General features: G+C 59.7%; 14 protein-coding genes and 1 pseudogene. 10 read left to right on the forward strand and 5 right to left on the reverse strand.

The window, feature by feature from the left end; all coding sequences use genetic code 11:
* Positions 1-142: 142 nt before the first annotated feature.
* Positions 143-2,473: a TonB-dependent Fe(3+) dicitrate receptor FecA gene (fecA, locus tag BW33_RS06000; protein ID WP_047597760.1), complete on the forward strand. Its 2,331-nt coding sequence runs from the start codon at positions 143-145 to the stop codon at positions 2,471-2,473.
* A gap of 210 nt (positions 2,474-2,683) precedes the next feature.
* Here the strand turns inward: fecA and BW33_RS06005 are convergent, their stop codons facing one another.
* Together BW33_RS06005 and BW33_RS06010 are read right to left on the reverse strand one after the other, a co-directional pair.
* On the reverse strand, positions 2,684-3,088 hold the full coding sequence (locus tag BW33_RS06005; protein ID WP_007968091.1) for an HPF/RaiA family ribosome-associated protein: 405 nt from the start codon (positions 3,086-3,088) through the stop codon (positions 2,684-2,686).
* Positions 3,089-3,288: 200 nt separating this feature from the next.
* Positions 3,289-4,236, reverse strand: a complete 948-nt coding sequence (locus BW33_RS06010) for a LysR substrate-binding domain-containing protein (RefSeq protein WP_007914183.1) — start codon at positions 4,234-4,236, stop codon at positions 3,289-3,291.
* Between the two features lie 135 nt (positions 4,237-4,371).
* On the opposite strand from BW33_RS06010, the gene BW33_RS06015 reads away from it, so the two are divergent.
* The 3 genes from BW33_RS06015 to BW33_RS06025 all read left to right on the forward strand — a co-directional run bounded on the left by BW33_RS06015 (position 4,372) and on the right by BW33_RS06025 (position 7,758).
* Positions 4,372-5,748, forward strand: a complete 1,377-nt coding sequence (locus tag BW33_RS06015) for an L-serine ammonia-lyase (protein WP_047597763.1) — start codon at positions 4,372-4,374, stop codon at positions 5,746-5,748.
* A gap of 86 nt (positions 5,749-5,834) precedes the next feature.
* Positions 5,835-7,136: an HAAAP family serine/threonine permease gene (locus tag BW33_RS06020; protein WP_047597765.1), complete on the forward strand. Its 1,302-nt coding sequence runs from the start codon at positions 5,835-5,837 to the stop codon at positions 7,134-7,136.
* Positions 7,137-7,440: 304 nt separating this feature from the next.
* Positions 7,441-7,758 carry a DUF3509 domain-containing protein gene (locus BW33_RS06025; RefSeq protein WP_047597768.1) on the forward strand — a complete coding sequence of 106 codons (318 nt, stop codon included), beginning with the start codon at positions 7,441-7,443 and terminating at the stop codon, positions 7,756-7,758.
* Here the strand turns inward: BW33_RS06025 and BW33_RS06030 are convergent.
* Positions 7,755-8,255 carry a phosphate-starvation-inducible protein PsiE gene (locus tag BW33_RS06030; protein WP_003221775.1) on the reverse strand — a complete coding sequence of 167 codons (501 nt, stop codon included), beginning with the start codon at positions 8,253-8,255 and terminating at the stop codon, positions 7,755-7,757. The genes BW33_RS06025 and BW33_RS06030 overlap by 4 nt on opposite strands.
* A gap of 324 nt (positions 8,256-8,579) precedes the next feature.
* Complete coding sequence (locus tag BW33_RS06035; RefSeq protein ID WP_047597770.1) at positions 8,580-9,299, reverse strand: autoinducer binding domain-containing protein; 720 nt, start codon at positions 9,297-9,299, stop codon at positions 8,580-8,582.
* A 155-nt stretch (positions 9,300-9,454) separates the two neighbouring features.
* Between BW33_RS06035 and BW33_RS06040 the strand changes: the two genes are divergently transcribed.
* The 5 genes and pseudogenes from BW33_RS06040 to BW33_RS06060 form a co-directional block, all read left to right on the forward strand.
* The gene (locus BW33_RS06040) at positions 9,455-10,009 is read left to right on the forward strand and encodes an acyl-homoserine-lactone synthase (protein ID WP_047597772.1); all 555 of its coding nucleotides are present in this window, start codon (positions 9,455-9,457) and stop codon (positions 10,007-10,009) included.
* A 141-nt stretch (positions 10,010-10,150) separates the two neighbouring features.
* A complete protein-coding gene (locus BW33_RS06045; RefSeq protein WP_047598023.1) occupies positions 10,151-11,395 on the forward strand; it encodes an AfsA-related hotdog domain-containing protein in 1,245 nt (414 codons plus the stop codon).
* Positions 11,392-12,540, forward strand: coding sequence for an oxidoreductase (locus tag BW33_RS06050; protein WP_047597774.1), 1,149 nt, complete (start codon positions 11,392-11,394; stop codon positions 12,538-12,540). The genes BW33_RS06045 and BW33_RS06050 overlap by 4 nt, the downstream gene beginning before the upstream one ends.
* 13 nt (positions 12,541-12,553) lie before the next feature.
* Positions 12,554-13,324: an SDR family NAD(P)-dependent oxidoreductase gene (locus BW33_RS06055; RefSeq protein ID WP_047597777.1), complete on the forward strand. Its 771-nt coding sequence runs from the start codon at positions 12,554-12,556 to the stop codon at positions 13,322-13,324.
* Positions 13,325-13,512: 188 nt separating this feature from the next.
* Positions 13,513-13,767: pseudogene (locus BW33_RS06060) on the forward strand (YebG family protein); the annotation flags it as partial.
* A 209-nt stretch (positions 13,768-13,976) separates the two neighbouring features.
* Here the strand turns inward: BW33_RS06060 and BW33_RS06065 are convergent.
* The gene (locus BW33_RS06065) at positions 13,977-14,996 is read right to left on the reverse strand and encodes a Glu/Leu/Phe/Val dehydrogenase family protein (RefSeq protein ID WP_047597781.1); all 1,020 of its coding nucleotides are present in this window, start codon (positions 14,994-14,996) and stop codon (positions 13,977-13,979) included.
* A gap of 172 nt (positions 14,997-15,168) precedes the next feature.
* On the opposite strand from BW33_RS06065, the gene BW33_RS06070 reads away from it, so the two are divergent.
* On the forward strand, positions 15,169-15,972 hold the full coding sequence (locus BW33_RS06070; protein ID WP_047597784.1) for a SirB1 family protein: 804 nt from the start codon (positions 15,169-15,171) through the stop codon (positions 15,970-15,972).
* The last annotated feature ends 71 nt before the right edge of the window (positions 15,973-16,043 follow it).

Below are 16,043 nucleotides of genomic sequence, written 5' to 3' on the forward strand. Positions count from 1 at the left end.
CTACACTGGCTCGGTGTACATCCTGCAGGAGCTGCCGAAGGCTGCAATCTTTTGCCCTCGAAAAATAAATGAGCCGTTTTTCAGATCTGGCGTGACAGAGAAGGAAAGCCCCCTTGATTCAACCTTCTCAGGATCAACCTTCATGCACCCCACCCGCCTCACGCCACTGGCCCGCCGCCTGCGCAACCTCATACTGGGCGCCAGCCTGAGCTTCAGCGCTCTGCCGGCCATGGCCGCCGAAACCAGGGTTTACCACATCGCCCCGGCGTCGCTGGAAAACGCCCTCAACCAGTTTGGTCGTGAAGCCGGCGTGCTGATTTCCTTCGGTTCGCAGATCACCCGCGGCGTGCAAAGCCGTGGTCTGGAGGGAAGCTACAGCGCCGAACAAGGTCTCGATGCGCTGCTCGAAGGCACCGGCCTGCAAGCTCGCGCCGAGGGCAACAATGCGTTCAGCCTGCAACCTGTGGCCGACACGGCGCTGGAGCTGGACACCTCGAAAGTCGTCGGCGACTGGCTCGGTGACGCGGCGCAGGTCAACGTGTTCGAACACCCCGGCGCCCGCGACGTGATCCGCCGCGAAGACTTTGAACGTCAGGGCGCGACTCAGGCGCGCGACGTGCTCAATCGCATCCCCGGGGTCAATGCTCCGGAAAACAACGGCACCGGCAGCCACGACATGGCGCTGAACTTCGGCATTCGCGGTCTCAATCCGCGCCTGGCCGCGCGCTCGACGGTACTGATGGACGGCATTCCCGTACCGTTCGCACCGTACGGCCAGCCGCAGTTGTCGTTCGCGCCGATCAGCATGGGCAACATGGATGCCGTGGACGTGGTGCGTGGCGGCGGCGCCGTGCGTTATGGCCCGCAGAACGTCGGCGGCGTGGTCAACTTCGTGACCCGCGCCATCCCGGATGAGCCGACGGTCAAGGGTGGTTTCCAGACGGAAACCAGCCCGTCGTCGAGCCATGACGGCTTCAAGACCAGTGCCAACCTGCTGGCTGGCGGCACCAACGAAAATGGTCTGGGTGGCGCGCTGCTGTACTCCGGCACCCGTGGCGGTGACTGGCGTGAACACAGCGACAGCGAAATCGACGACCTGATCCTCAAGGGCAAATACCAGCTCGACGACGCCAACAGCTTCAACGCCATGGCCCAGTATTACGAAGGCAAGGCCGACATGCCCGGTGGCCTCGGCGTCGCCGATTACGACGCCGATCCGTATCAGTCGACGCGCCTGAAAGACCAGTTCTGGGGCCGTCGCACAATGTTCAACTTCGGCTATCGCTATCAGGAAGATCGCCGCGAATTCACCGCCAACACTTTCTTCACCAAGACCCTGCGCAGCGGGTATCTGGATCAGGGCAGTTTCCTCTCGCTGTCACCGCGCGAGTATTGGGTACGCGGTTTCGAAACGCGCTTCGCACAGGGCTTCGACCTCGGCCCGACCAGCCATGAAGTCGGCGTCGGTTACCGCTACATCAACGAGGCTGGCCACGAGTTGCGCTATCGCACGCCGATCAGCAGCAACCAATACCCGACCACCAACAGCCGCAACGACCGCGATACCCGCGGCGGCACCGAAGCCAATGCGTTCTTCGTCGACGATCGCATCGACATCGGCAAATGGACCATCACCCCGGGCGTGCGCTACGAGATGATCGAGTCGCAGCAGACCAACAACCTGACGGACGTCAAATACAAGGGCGACTACAACACCGCGCTGCCGGCGCTGAACGTGCTGTATCACCTGAGCGACAGCTGGAATCTGTACGCCAACACCGAAGGTTCGTTCGGCAGCGTGCAATACAGTCAGATGCCCAACCGTGTGAGCAGCGGCGAAGTGAAACCGGAGAAGGCTCGCACTTGGGAACTCGGTACCCGTTATGACAACGGCGCATTGCGCGCCGAGATTGGTGCCTTCCTGATCAACTTCGACAACCAGTACGAAAGCAACCAGACCAACGATTCGGTGATTGCCCGTGGCGAGACCCGTCATCAGGGCATCGAGACCAGCGTCAATTACGCGCTGGATGACTTGAGCCCGGCACTGGCCGGTTTCGATGTGTACGCCACTTATGCCTACGTCGACGCGACCATCCGCGAAGACGGGCCGAACAAGGGCAATCGCGTACCGTTCTCGTCGAAACACAAAGGCACGATTGGCGTTGGTTACACCGAAGGCCCGTGGAAACTCAACGTCGACAGCAGCTTCCAGAGCGACCAGTTCGCCGACAACGCCAACACCTCCAAGGAAAGCGCCGACGGCAGCACCGGCAAGATCCCGGGCTACATGCTGTTCAGCAGCCGCGCCGGTTATGATTTCGGCCCGCAACTGTCGGATCTGAACGTGGCGGTCGGGGTGAAGAACATTTTCAATACCCAGTACTTCACCCGCTCGTTTGATGACAACAACAAGGGCAAGTACGTGGGTGAACCGCGCACGGTGTATGTACAAACGTCTGTAGCTTTCTAAGAAAATTGTGGCGAGGGAGCTTGCTCCCGCTCGGCTGCGAAGCAGCCGTAAATCCTGCTAATACGGTCTCGCTGTTGAACGCCGCTGCAGGTTTTGGGGCTGCTTCGCAGCCCAGCGGGAGCAAGCTCCCTCGCCACACCATTGACCAAACAAAAAACGGGCCTGCTTGCGCAGGCCCGTTCTCATGGGGTGGCTTGAAAAATCAGCGCATCAACTGTTGATCGCTGCCTGTTCGTTCTCCAGAAATTCTTCCTCCAGCAGTGCGTCATTCGCCTTGCTGAATGGCACGATGGCGGCGCGGGGTTTGCCTCGCAGTTTGCCAAACAGGTGCTCCAGCGCGTGTTCCAGTTTTTCGGCTGCACCGTCGATCGCCTGTTCCAGCGAATCGGCTTTATGGGTGACGGAAATCGGTTGATGGCCTTTTGGCCGCGCTTCCAGTTGGCAGCGCAAGTCATGGGGACCTGGTTTGTCGCCGTTCTCGTCGCTCAGGTGGACTTCGACACGGGTCAGGTCTTCTTCATAACGGTCGAGCGTGCTCTCAATGGTTGTACGTACCCACTCCTCCAGTCGTTTACTGCTTTGAATATGGTTATCGCTGTTGACTTGGATTTGCATAGTTCATCCCTTATTTCAGCTAGCTCGCGAGAGGCCTTGAATTGAATTTCCTGACCCCTTGGTTACAACAATCGGCCCGACTGACGAACATTTCAACCCCTGAAAAAAGATAAATATTCATTCGCAAAAAAAGCCGGACAACCGAGCAAGTCACTGGTAAGGTCGGGAGTTGGGTCGCCTCGCAACCCTGCAAAATCTGCTCACAATTGCCCGTCGTTCAACGGGTGCAAGCTGCGGAAAATCCCCGCCTCCTCCACCAGCCAGTCATGCACCGCACGCACGCCCGGATGGCTCAAGGCCCCCGGCGCATACAGCAGCACGTAGCGTTTATGGTTGGGCACCGACAGACCGAACGGCACAATCAACGTCCCGCGCTCCAGCTCATCGTTGAGCAACGTGCGCCGGGCAATCGCCACGCCCATACCGGCGATCGCCGCTTCGATGGTCAGGTGATTGCGATTGAACGTGTGCCCACGCCGTACGTCGGCGCCTTCAAAGCCAATCGCATTCAGATAGAACTCCCATTCCGCGTATTCATAACTGCCGCGCCAGGCGGTGATGTCGTGCAACAACGGGAAATGCACCAGATCCGCCGGCCCGTGCAGCGGAGGGCGTCCGCGCAGCAAACTCGGCGCGCAGACCGGGAAAATCTGCTCATCGAGCAAGGCTGTGGATAACAGCCCCGGGTAGCTGCCGTCGTTCAAATCGATTGCCAGATCAAAGTCGCCCTCGTGCAACGGCACGCTGCTGTCCTCGGCCACCAGGCGCAACTGGATATCCGGATAACGCTGTTGCAGACGCGGCAAACGCGGGGTCAGCCATTTGCTGAGGAACGACGGAATCGAGCGCACCCGCAGAATTCCGCTGATCATCCCCGCATCCAGTCGACGCAATTCAGCATCGATGCTGCCGTAGGCCTCATTGACGGTGATAGCCAGCCGCTGGCCTTCCGCACTCAACTCGACACCCCGCGCCCGGCGATGGAACAGGCGAAAACCGAGACGCTCTTCCAGTTGGCGAATCTGCTGGCTGACCGCCCCCGGTGTGATGTGCAGCTCTTCCGCGCAACGGGTGAACGACAGGTGCCGCGCGGCACAGGAAAACACCTGCAGCCAGACGTAGGTCTGGGCGTGCAATTGACGACTCATCGTTTAGTCCTGCTAAAGGCTTTCTTAGGAAGTTTCGTTGGTCACGTAGGACCGAGGTAGGCAGTATCGCCGACATTGCGCTTGTCCTACAAAAAATGGCAGCGATTCCTACTCCATTGCTTGTAAGGGTTTAGCATGGCTATCAGTGTTTTCGATCTATTCAAAGTCGGCATCGGTCCGTCCAGTTCCCACACCGTCGGCCCGATGCGTGCCGCCGCGACCTTCGCCCAAGCGCTGATCGACCAACGCTTGCTCAACGATGTCCGCCGCGTGGAAATCCGTTTGTACGGTTCGCTGTCGGCCACCGGTGTCGGCCACGCCACCGACCGCGCCACGGTCATGGGCCTGATGGGCGAATGGCCGGACAGCATCGATCCGGCGACCATCGACCCACGCATCCAGCAACTGCGCGAAAGCGGCGTGTTGCTTCTGGCCGGGCAGAGAGAAATCTCCTTCAACTGGCAACACGATCTCCTGCTGCTGGACGAAAGCCTGCCCTACCATCCCAACGCCATGTCGCTGACAGCCTTCGGCGAAAGCGCCGAGCTGTTTACGCAGACGTATTACTCGATTGGCGGCGGTTTCATCATCGAAGCGGCGCAAGCCGAGTCCGGTGTGGCACCAGCCGGCGACGTGGTGCTGCCGTACGATTTTTCCAGCGCTGCCGAACTGCTGAGCCTGTGCAAAACCCACAACCTGCGAGTCTCAGAGCTGATGATGGCCAACGAACGGGCCTGGCGCAGCGACGCTGAAATCCGTAACGGCTTGCTGCACATCTGGTCGGTAATGCGCGAGTGCGTTGAACAGGGCCTGCGCCACGAAGGCATCCTGCCCGGCGGTCTGAACGTGCCGCGCCGCGCGGCGAAACTGCACCGCAGCCTGCTGGAAATCGGCAAGCCGAACGTGATCAGTTCGACGCTGTCGGCGATGGAGTGGGTCAACCTGTTCGCCCTCGCGGTCAACGAGGAGAACGCTGCCGGCGGGCGCATGGTCACCGCGCCGACCAATGGCGCAGCCGGGATCATCCCCGCCGTTCTGCACTACTACATGAAATTCAATCCGGATGCGTCTGACGATGACGTGGTCGCGTTCTTCATGGGCGCCGCCGCCGTCGGCATTCTGTGTAAGAAAAATGCTTCGATCTCCGGCGCTGAAGTCGGCTGCCAGGGTGAAGTCGGTTCGGCCTGCGCCATGGCCGCTGCGGGCCTTGCTGAAGTACTCGGCGCAACCCCGGAGCAACTGGAGAACGCCGCCGAAATCGGCCTGGAACACAACCTCGGCCTGACCTGCGACCCGGTCGGCGGCCTGGTGCAGGTGCCCTGCATCGAGCGCAATGCCATCGCTGCGGTGAAAGCGATCAACGCCACGCAAATGGCCCTGCGCGGCGACGGCAAACACTTCATTTCCCTCGACCGGGTGATCCGCACCATGCGCGATACCGGCGCCGACATGCACGACAAGTACAAAGAGACTTCACGGGGCGGCCTGGCCGTGAGCTGGGTGGAATGCTGACGCGCATTCCCTGACTGCCCCGGCGGGCTGCAACTTGCGGCCTGCCAACCGTGAGCCCGAGCAAAAATAATAACGAGGCAAAAACGATGACCGATGTACGTACACCTGCTGCCGAAAATCCCGCTGTAGATCGCACACGCAATACAGAAACTGCCCACAAGGGCTGGAGCAAATCCGACACCACCTGGATGCTCGGCCTGTACGGTACCGCGATTGGTGCCGGCACTTTGTTCCTGCCGATCAATGCCGGTGTCGGCGGTTTCTGGCCGTTGCTGATTCTGGCACTGCTGGCGTTCCCGATGACTTACTTCGCTCATCGGGGACTGACCCGCTTCGTGCTGTCCGGGCGTTCGGGCGACATCACCGAAGTCGTCGAAGAGCACTTCGGCATCGGTGCCGGCAAGCTGATCACCCTGCTGTACTTCTTCGCGATCTTCCCGATTCTGCTGGTGTACAGCGTCGCGCTGACCAACACCTTGAGCAGCTTTCTCGAACACCAGTTGCACATCGCCCCGCCACCTCGGGCAATCCTGTCGCTGGTGCTGATCCTCGGCTTGATGGCGATCGTACGCTGCGGGCAGAACGTGATCGTCAAGGCCATGAGCGTGCTGGTCTATCCGTTCGTTGCCGCACTGCTGTTACTCGGCCTGAGCCTGATCCCCAACTGGAACGGCGCGTTCTTCGCCAGCGCTCAAGAGGCAATGCCGCTGTCGACGTTCCTCAAAACGATGTGGCTGGCGATCCCGGTGATGGTGTTCTCGTTCAACCACTCGCCGATCATCTCCGCTTTCGCGGTCGACCAGAAACAGCGCTACGGCGCCGAAGCCGAACGCAAGAGCAGCGGCATTCTCGCCATGGCCCACGGGATAATGGTGGTGACGGTGATGTTCTTCTGCTTCAGTTGTGTGCTGGCGCTGTCGCCGGCCGATCTGGCTGCGGCCAAGGCGCAGAACATTTCGATCCTGTCGTATCTGGCCAACCACTTCCAGACCCCGGTCATCGCCTACGCCGCACCGCTGATTGCGCTGGTGGCGATCACCAAATCCTTCCTCGGCCACTACATCGGCGCCAGCGAAGGCTTTCAGGGCATGATCGTCAAGAGCCTGCGCGGTCGTGGCAAGGTGATGTCGGCGAGTTGGCTGAACCGTGCAACCGCGCTGTTCATGATCCTCAGCTGCTGGGCCGTGGCCACGTTCAACCCGAGCATCCTCGGCATGATCGAAACCCTCGGCGGGCCGGTGATTGCCTGCCTGTTGTTCCTGATGCCGATGTACGCCATCCGCCGCGTGCCAGCCTTGCGCCAGTACTCGGGACAGGCGTCCAACGTGTTCGTGGTGCTGATCGGCCTGATTGCACTGCCGGCGATCATCTACTCGGTTCTGCCCTGAAACGGGCCACAAATGACAAAGGCGAGCCATGGGCTCGCCTTTTTTATGCCGTATCCATTGTCCAACAATTTTCCCGGCACAGCCCTTGCTATGACGTGTGCAGGAGCTGTCGAGTGCTACGAGGCTGCGATCTTTTGATCTTCATGACTGAAGTCAAAACAGCACAGGTCAAAAGATCGCAGCCTGCGGCAGCTCCTACATAAAGCAACAACACAGGCCACGGAATCGCCGATGATCAGGTATTGCGAACCAACCCGATCACGGCCGGTCAACAACTGCACGTTCAATCAGGCGGTGACGCATCATGGACAACCCTTTTCAGATCATTACCGATGCCTTCGCGCCGGACTATCAGATCAACCTGAGCATTCAGGGGCTGGACGGCAGCATCATGCTGACCCTGTCGAACAGCGGCCGGATCGTCGCCAAACGGATGATCAGCGCCGACCAGCGCAACGATCCGGTACGGCTCAAACGGCTGGTGCAAAGCATTCAGTTCGGCATCGCCATCGAACAGGGTCACAGCGCGATGGCAATCCTTGAAGCGATGACCGGCGGCGACGGTCTGCCCCCGCCACCGCAGCCATTTGACGGCCGCTCTCGACCGTCAGCCGGGATTTAGAGTTCGCCCTTCTCGATCTCGGGGTGTTCACCGGAGCCGGCGCCGAGTTTGCGTTGCGGTTTTTCGATCTTCACCGACGGAAATTGCGACGAGGCGTAACGCACCACCAGGATCGAGAACGCCAGCAGCAGAATGCCGCCGCACAGGTAGATGATGCCCATGTCCGGCGGGTTGTGGTGCGAGACGTTGGAGATCAGCAAGCGGGTCAGCGCAGTGATCGCCACGTAGATCAGGAAGCGCACCGGCATGTGGTTGGTCTTGAAGTAAATCCCGACCATCGCCCCCAGTTCCAGATAGATGAACAGCAACAGAATGTCATCGATCTTGATGTGGCCCTCTTCGAGCATGCCGAGAAATTCCATCACCGCCGCCCACGCGGTCACCGCACCAATGGCGAACAGCGCCAGGTAGTGGAAGGTCTCGACGAACAGATTGCCCAGGGACTCGGCCAGTTGGTGCACGTTTTGCCGCAGTTTCTCGGCCCAGTTGATTTTCACGATGATGTTCCTTAGCCCGACTCGGGCGGATGATGCGTGTTGGACGTGACGGTTTTCCGTATGTGCTGTGCGCCATGCAGAAACGAGGCCACGCATCATGGCGAGCCGGCATGAAACCTGCGCCGTGGCGTTTGGTCGCACCGTTGAACAGACAACGTCGACAGGAATGATTGTGACGGTATAACTGAAGTTTCTTGATGAGTTCGTTACGCTTGAAAAGGCATTAGCTTATAAGTGAAATATTATTAACCAGGTCAATCTGTGAACTCGCGCACACTCACCCGGTTATTCACCAGTTAGTTATCCAATAAATGACGGGGGTAATTATTTCCAGAGCAGACCCATCAGCGAAGCTTTAACTGCAGCAGCGATCTTGTTTTGGCAACCGAGTTTTTTCAGGCAATGGTTAATATGGAAGTTTACCGTCCTTTTGCTGATGCCAAGGATCACCGAAACATCGTCCGATGACTTTCCGTCAGCGGTCCATTGCAGGATTTCCTTTTCCCTCTGCGACAGTTCTATCGGCACCGGGAGCGCCGAATCCACGCCGCGCATTTGCAGGCGCGTCAGGCCCAGGTGAGTGATCTGGGCCAGCCAGGACAGCTGCGCCTGTTTGGTTTCGAGTTCCAGCGCGGTGATCGTCTCGCTGCCCCGGGCAAAGGTCACCAGCCCTTGGGTTTCGCTATTGAGCAGCGTCTGCCCCCAGCCCTCCGAGAGCCCGTGAGCCTGCGCATCCTGCCAGAATTCAGGTGTCTGAGCCTTGAGTTCAGCGTCCCACAGCACCGGTTTCACGCTGCGCATTGCGCGCATGACGTAAGGGTCGATTTCCAGGTAACGATTGGTGGAATAGGCAGCTTGCCAGGCGGGCGAATAATTATTGGCGAGAAAAAGACAAGGTTTGGTGATGGGAAAAAGCCTGCGTGAACCATAGGCCACATAATCAAACTCCAACTGCCTGGCAACGGTCTTGATATTGTCGAACAACAACTCGACATCCGTTGCAGACATGGCGTTTTCCAACAGTTCAGCCTGCCAATACGACATAGAGATTCCTTTCCCACAGTTAATGCTGTCGGCCTCTTGCCAACATGCCTAGCATATTTCCAAATGTTTCCGCTAGCTGTCAAGGGTGACAGGTAGTATGCGAGCGCAGTGTGCACTTTAATCGCCACCCAACCAATCACTAAACGGAATCTGTGATGGATTACTTGTCAGGACGTTATGACGAGTTGACGACACTAAAGCGTCAACGCTTGGCTCAATATCGCTATCAGGTGTTCGTCGAACGCCTCGGCTGGCAATTATCCACGCCGGACGATTTCGAATTCGACCAATTCGATCACATCGGCACTCACTACATCGTCGCCGAAGAAGACGGCGGCAACATCAAGGGATGCGCCCGCCTGCTGCCGACCACCCAACCGTATTTGCTGAGTGAGGTGTTCACCTCGTTGCTCGGTGACAAGCCTGCACCGTGCGCAGATGACATCTGGGAGCTGTCACGCTTCACCTCACTGGACCTCGATGCCGAGGGCGGCAAAAACGAACAGGTGATGTCCGACGAAAACACCGTTGGCCTGTTCATGGCCACGCTGGAGTACGCCAGGACCTGCGGCGTTTCACATCTGGTGTCGGTGTCCCCGATTGCCATCGGACGCCTGCTCAAACGTGGCGGCATCGACTACAAATGGCTGGCACCGCCGCAGGTACTGGACAACCGAACCCTGGGCGCCTGCTACATCACGGTGCAGTAACCCTGCCCGACACTCGATAACAAGAAAACACATCAACTGAAGCTGCTGACACGCGTCGAGCAGCACCTTTCGGTGTGGGTCGATTTTCACGCCATGGATAGCAACTGCCTTACAACCAACGTTCAACACAGAGGGATGATCATGATCGACATGCACAGGAAAGTTGCCAAAGACATCGTCCACAAGGGCCACGATGACGATGTGCTGATTTACGACGCTCACCACTTGCTGCCGGCCTGGCTGCCTGCCGCCATCGTGCAACAGGCCAACCTCGATCCCGTGGATCTGGAGATCGTCAATCAGGCCTATCGGCTGGACAGCGAACGTCTGGTGCTGCGCTCGCTGCCAACCATCATTGACCTGCAAGAACTCGAACAGGCGGGCCTGTCGGACTGTCTGCCGGAGCTGCTGACGAATTACGAAAAGGCCACCGACCACCTGATCCTCAGCGGCGTCTGGGTGCTGGAAAGCACTGAGGCCAAACTGGCTCGACTGCCCGGTTACGGCAACGGCCTGAGCCTCGACCAGCGTCGACAGGTGCATGATGTCCTGAAAACCCTGGACGGCTGCCCGCAGCAGGGTCTGCTTTATTTCACCCTGTTCAACGACACCGCCAATTATTTTTTCTACCGCAAGCACCACGAACACGTGCCCGGCCTGATGCTGATCGAAGCGGCACGCCAGGCGATGTACGCGCAGTTCTACGAGCACAGCGGTTACGCCCGCGGCGAGGTGTCGATTTCCATCGTTGATCTGCTGTCGAGTTTTCCCCGTTACACCGAGTCTTCATTTCAGGTGGATGTACTGGTCGGCGACTACGAGGGCATGGCGCAGCCGCGGGCGCGCAAGGTCGACAAGCGTGCGCGTTTCTTCCAGCGTGGCGAGCTGGTGGCCGATATTCGCCTGCACGGCGAAGTGATCAAGATGCCGGTGTTCAAGCGCATGCGGAATATCAACATCGACCCGGCCTGCTGGTTCCGTCCGCTCAAGGGCATACGCCATGAAGTGCTGGTGCGCCTGGATTCTGGCCGTCACCTCTCCGCCCGCCTTGAGCTGCTGTCGATGGCCGGTCTGCAAGTGCAATGCGACAGCCCGCTCGACGCCTCCGAGCGCGGACACGTCTACCTGTACCTGGAAAACGAAGGCATGCTCAACCTGCCGTTGCAATCGCTGCACGCCGGCGACGCGACAAAGGCCGGCACGCTCAAACTGCATCTGGCAGAGCTGGACTCGCCGTTGCGCTTCAAGTGGCGCGAAGTGCTCAAACAATTCGCTTACTTCTCGCACGAAGAAACCACCCCGGCTCCGGCGCCCGTCCTAGGGCAACCGTTGTGGATGACCTTCGATCAAGCCTCGGCGATGCCCGAACAAAGGAAGGAAGCATGATGCCGCGCTATCCCCACGTGCTGGAGCCTCTGCGGCTGGCCGGTGGCCTGGAGTTGCGCAATCGGCTGTTCTTCGCGTCGATGGGCGTGGACCTGGCCGATCACAGCGGGTGCGTGACGCCCGCCATGATCGAGTTTTATCAGGGCATCATGGAGGGCGGCTGCGCCATGGCGTTTCTGTGCAACGCCACGGTCTCGCCGCAGTCGCGTCTGCAGAGCACCGGGCTCGGCCTGTTCGAGCAGCATCAGGGCGAATCGCTCAAGGCGATGTTCGCCATGGCCGAGCAGGTCAACACGCCGGTGGGTGTGCAACTGCAGCATTACGGGGGTCAGGGCACCACCACCCACACCGGAGTCGCGGTGCTGACCCCGAGCGGCGTGCCCTGCCCGCGCGTGTCGAAACTTGATCCGGATTATCGCGTGCGGATCATGGACGAAAGCGACATCGCTCTGGTGATCGAGCAGTTCGCCCATTCCGCCTGGCTGGCCTGGACCAACGGCGCGCGTCTGGTGCAGTTGCAGGCGTCCAACGGCTACCTGCTGAGCAGTTTTCTCTCGCCGCACACCAACAAGCGCACCGACCGATATGGCGGCAGCGAAGAGAACCGCGCGCGGCTGTTGCTCGACGTGGTCAGGGCCATCCGCGAGCGCACCCAGGGCCAACTGATCGTCACCATTCGTCTGGGCATCGACGACCGTCTGGGCGCTGAGGGGCTGCAATATCCGGACCTCAAGGAAACCGTGCAGACGCTCTGTCAGGCCGGCGTTGCCGCGCTGGAATGTTCGATGTGCATGGGCGCGACGTTCGGCCAGTTGATCGTGCATTCCGAGACCATGGACCAATACCTGCAAGCCGGGGTGCGGGCAATCAAGTCCGTGTCGACAGTGCCGGTGGGATACGCCGGCTTCATCAATGGGCTGGACAAGGCCGAGCAGTTGCTCGCCGACGGTGTATGCGATTGGGTGGGGATGTCGCGGGCGCTGTTTGCCGACAATGACTTGATCAACAAAACCCTGCAGGGCCGCTCCGCCGACATCCACAAATGCCGATGGGACAGCCAGTGCTTCAGCGACAAGAGCAATCCGCGACTGGATCGGGTGTATTGCTGCGTAAACCCAAAATATTTACGCCCCGCGTTGGCATAAGGAGATGCGACATATGTACGATTTTCTGGGAAAAGTGTGCCTGGTCACCGGCGGCACCAGCGGCATCGGCGAGACCGTCAGCGAACGCCTGATCAAGGCCGGCGCCGATGTGATCGTGTTCGGCCGGGACGAAGAAAAAGGCGCGGCGCTGGCCGATCGACTGGGTGAGCACTGCCGCTTCATCGCCTGCGATGTCGGTGACCCGGCGCAGGTCGAACAGGCGTTCGCGACCATTCGTTCGGTCTACAACCGCCTCGATTGCGCGTTCAACAATGCCGGCGTGACCGCCAAGTACGGAGCGCTCGCACAATCGTGCCCGGATGACTGGATGAAGGTGATGAACATCAACGTCAACGGCACCTACCACTGCATGCGTCATGAGCTGCAACTGATGCTGGGCCGCGGCACCGGGGCGATCGTCAACACCTCGTCCTGCGCAGGTGTGGTACCGATTGGCGGCCAGGTGGCCTATGTCGCCAGCAAGCAGGCGATCAACGGCATGACCCAGGTGGCGTCGATCGAAAATGCGCGGCTGGAAGACGGCGGCTGCATTCGCGTCAATGCGGTCGCCCCGGGGCCGATTCTCGGCGGCATGAACAGCGAGGCACGCCTGAAAGCCGCACCGGAAAACACCCAGCGCAAAATCAACGTGACTTCGATGAAACGCTTCGGCACTGCGGACGAAGTGGCCAACGCGGTGCTCTGGCTGCTCAGCGATCAATCCGCTTACGTCACGGGTGTGATCATGCCCATCGATGGCGGTTACGCCAGCGGCAAGTTCTGAAATCAAAAAAACCAACGACCCGACCTGTGCGGGTCGTTTTGCTTGAGGGCCAGGGTCAGAAAAACTGCCGAATCCGGTCTACAGTGAAAAGCCGCTACCCAAAGCGCAGGGATTCGCTTATCCTTTTCGCTGTATATAGATACAGTAGTCGCTAAGACAACTAAATGTGAAGGCATGTGAGGTGGTGAATGGCCGTCGAAGTGGTATACCGCAGCAGCCGAGATCTGGAGCGCTTGTTCATGGATAAAGCCGAAGCTGACCGTCATGACAAAATGCTCGAACTGGCAGAGATGCTGTCCGAAGTGTTGCAAAAAGCCGTGCCGTCGCTGAACGAGCAACAGGTTGAAGAAGTCGGGATCTACATGGCGAAGAACCGCGATGTGTTCGCCAAGGCTTTCAAGAGCCAGCCTGATGCGCTGTCGGAGCTGATCAATGCACCGGCCGAGCCCGTGGCTGAAGAGACTGGCTCGGCAGAATCCGATGAAGCACCGGTCAAACCGGCAAAAGCGGCGAAAGCTGCCAAGTAATCACTGACCCATTAAAAGATCGTCCGTACGCGGCCCGAGCCTGCGGCAGCTCCTACAGGGAATACGCATTCCCAATTGTAGGAGCTGCCGCAGGCTCGGGCCGCGTTCGGACGATCTTTTGCTTTTCAGCGATACAGGACTTTCTCCGCCAACTCATCCGCCACCCGCGCCGGCGAGCGCTTCTCGGCTTGCGCATGGGCAAACACCTCGGTCAGTCGCGAACTGATCTTCGACAGGTGCGCAGTAATCGTCCCCAGCTCTTCGCCGCGATGTTTGAGCGAGACATAAATCAAACCGCCCGCATTGATCACGTAATCCGGCGCATAGAGGATCCCACGCCGCTCCAGCTGGTCGGCCACGTCCAGATGCGTCAGTTGATTGTTCGCTGAACCGGCCACCGCCGAGCAGCGCAGTTGCGTCACCGTGTGACTGTTGAGCACCCCGCCGAGGCCGCACGGCGCAAGGATGTCGCAGGGTGTACTGAGCAAGGCGTCGTTGGCGATCGGATGCGCGTTGAGTTGCTCCATCGCCAGTTGCACCTTGCCGTGGTCGATGTCGCTGACCAGCAATTCGGCGCCTGCCGCGTGTAGCTGCTCGGCCAGTGCATAACCGACGTTGCCCAAGCCCTGAATCGCCACGCGCAAGCCTTCAAGATTGTCGCTGCCCAGCCGCGCCATAGCGGTGGCACGAATTCCGGTGAACACGCCCATCGCCGCGTGCGGCGCCGGGTCGCCCGCCGAGGTGGTGCTGGTGACATGCTGGGTCTGCTGGGCGATGCAATCCATGTCCGCCACCGAAGTGCCGCTGTCGATGGCGGTGATGTAGCGACCGTCGAGCTGCTCGATGCAACGGCCAAATGCCTCGAACAGCGCCGCGCGGTTTTCCACATGCGCCGGGCGCACGATCACCGCCACCCCGCCGCCCTGATCGAGCCCGGCCAGGGCCGCCTTGTAGCTCATGCCCTGCGCGAGGCGAATGGCATCCTCGACCGCGGATTCGTCGTTGGGATAGGCAAGATAACGGCAACCGCCCAGGGCAGGCCCGAGGCGACTGTTATGAATGGCAATGACCGCCTTCAACCCGGTGACCGGGTCAACGCTGAGGTGCAGCGATTCCAGGCGAGTGCTTTGCATGAGAGCGAACATCGGCAGGCTCCCGAATCACTTCTGGTAGACGCCAGTATAGGCTTGCGCCCAAAAATTGCTGAAGCGCACCGGAATAAGCGCCCGCTTCGACGGCGACTTTGCGGCATAACCTGGCCGGTACTGGACGAATGGCGCGGACGGGGCTAAAACGAGGCATTCCCCGGAGATTTCGATGAGCCCGCGCCAACGTTTTTTCGAGTGTCTGCACCGTTCACCGCCCGCGCTGTTCGAAGCGGCGTTGTGGATGGCTGCCGAGCACGAAAAAAGCCTGGATGTCGAAGCGCTGCAACAAGATTTCAAGGAGCTGCAACAGCGCGTCAGCTACGGCTTGCCGATGCTGCCGGTCAGCGAACTGGCGCAGCCGTTGCTGCGGCGGATGAATGATCTGGGCTTTTCTCAGGACGATTTTCTGCCGCTGCGCCCGCAGGTCGCGTTGTTGGACAAAGTGTTACAGACCCGTCGCGGCCAACCGCTGAGCCTGTCCTTGATTGCTCTGGAACTGGCGCGTGGTCTGGAGATTCCGCTGGTCGGGGTGAACTTTCCCGGGCATTTCCTGCTGCGGGTGCCCGGTGCTGATCACCTGCTGGATCCCTGCGGTGGTCGGCGGCTGTATCCCAATGATTGTCGCGAGTTGTTGCAGCGTCAGTACGGCGCGCACCTCAAACTCAATGCCGACCATCTGGTCACCGCCAGCCCAGAGCAGATGCTCCAGCGCCTGTCACGCAACCTGCGGCAGTTGCATCTGGCCCATGAGGATTACATCGCCGCGCTGATCGATGCCGAACGCGTGCTGGAACTGGGCGGTGCCAGCGCCGCCGATTATCTGGCCCGCGCCAGCCTGTATCAACGGCTCGATTGCCCGAACGCCGAGCGCTTCGATCTGGAACATGCGCTGCTGCTCAGCGACGATCCGATCCAGCGATTGCGTCTGACTGAACGGCTTGGGCATCTGCCACCCAATTCCGTTGTTCATTGAAAAGCAAAGATCGTCCGAACGCGGCCCGAGCCTGCGGCAGCTCCTACAGGGGCATGTATTTCAATGTAGGA

The sequence above is a fragment of the Pseudomonas sp. RIT288 genome, from assembly GCF_000631985.1.
Lineage (GTDB): Bacteria > Pseudomonadota > Gammaproteobacteria > Pseudomonadales > Pseudomonadaceae > Aquipseudomonas.

Coding starts and splice junctions, on each gene's coding strand:
- fecA (WP_047597760.1), top strand. CDS start 143: ATGCACCCCACCCGCCTCACGCCACTGGCCCGCCGCCTGCGCAACCTC.
- BW33_RS06005 (WP_007968091.1), bottom strand. CDS start 3,088: ATGCAAATCCAAGTCAACAGCGATAACCATATTCAAAGCAGTAAACGA.
- BW33_RS06010 (WP_007914183.1), bottom strand. CDS start 4,236: ATGAGTCGTCAATTGCACGCCCAGACCTACGTCTGGCTGCAGGTGTTT.
- BW33_RS06015 (WP_047597763.1), top strand. CDS start 4,372: ATGGCTATCAGTGTTTTCGATCTATTCAAAGTCGGCATCGGTCCGTCC.
- BW33_RS06020 (WP_047597765.1), top strand. CDS start 5,835: ATGACCGATGTACGTACACCTGCTGCCGAAAATCCCGCTGTAGATCGC.
- BW33_RS06025 (WP_047597768.1), top strand. CDS start 7,441: ATGGACAACCCTTTTCAGATCATTACCGATGCCTTCGCGCCGGACTAT.
- BW33_RS06035 (WP_047597770.1), bottom strand. CDS start 9,299: ATGTCGTATTGGCAGGCTGAACTGTTGGAAAACGCCATGTCTGCAACG.
- BW33_RS06040 (WP_047597772.1), top strand. CDS start 9,455: ATGGATTACTTGTCAGGACGTTATGACGAGTTGACGACACTAAAGCGT.
- BW33_RS06045 (WP_047598023.1), top strand. CDS start 10,151: ATGATCGACATGCACAGGAAAGTTGCCAAAGACATCGTCCACAAGGGC.
- BW33_RS06050 (WP_047597774.1), top strand. CDS start 11,392: ATGATGCCGCGCTATCCCCACGTGCTGGAGCCTCTGCGGCTGGCCGGT.
- BW33_RS06055 (WP_047597777.1), top strand. CDS start 12,554: ATGTACGATTTTCTGGGAAAAGTGTGCCTGGTCACCGGCGGCACCAGC.
- BW33_RS06065 (WP_047597781.1), bottom strand. CDS start 14,996: ATGTTCGCTCTCATGCAAAGCACTCGCCTGGAATCGCTGCACCTCAGC.
- BW33_RS06070 (WP_047597784.1), top strand. CDS start 15,169: ATGAGCCCGCGCCAACGTTTTTTCGAGTGTCTGCACCGTTCACCGCCC.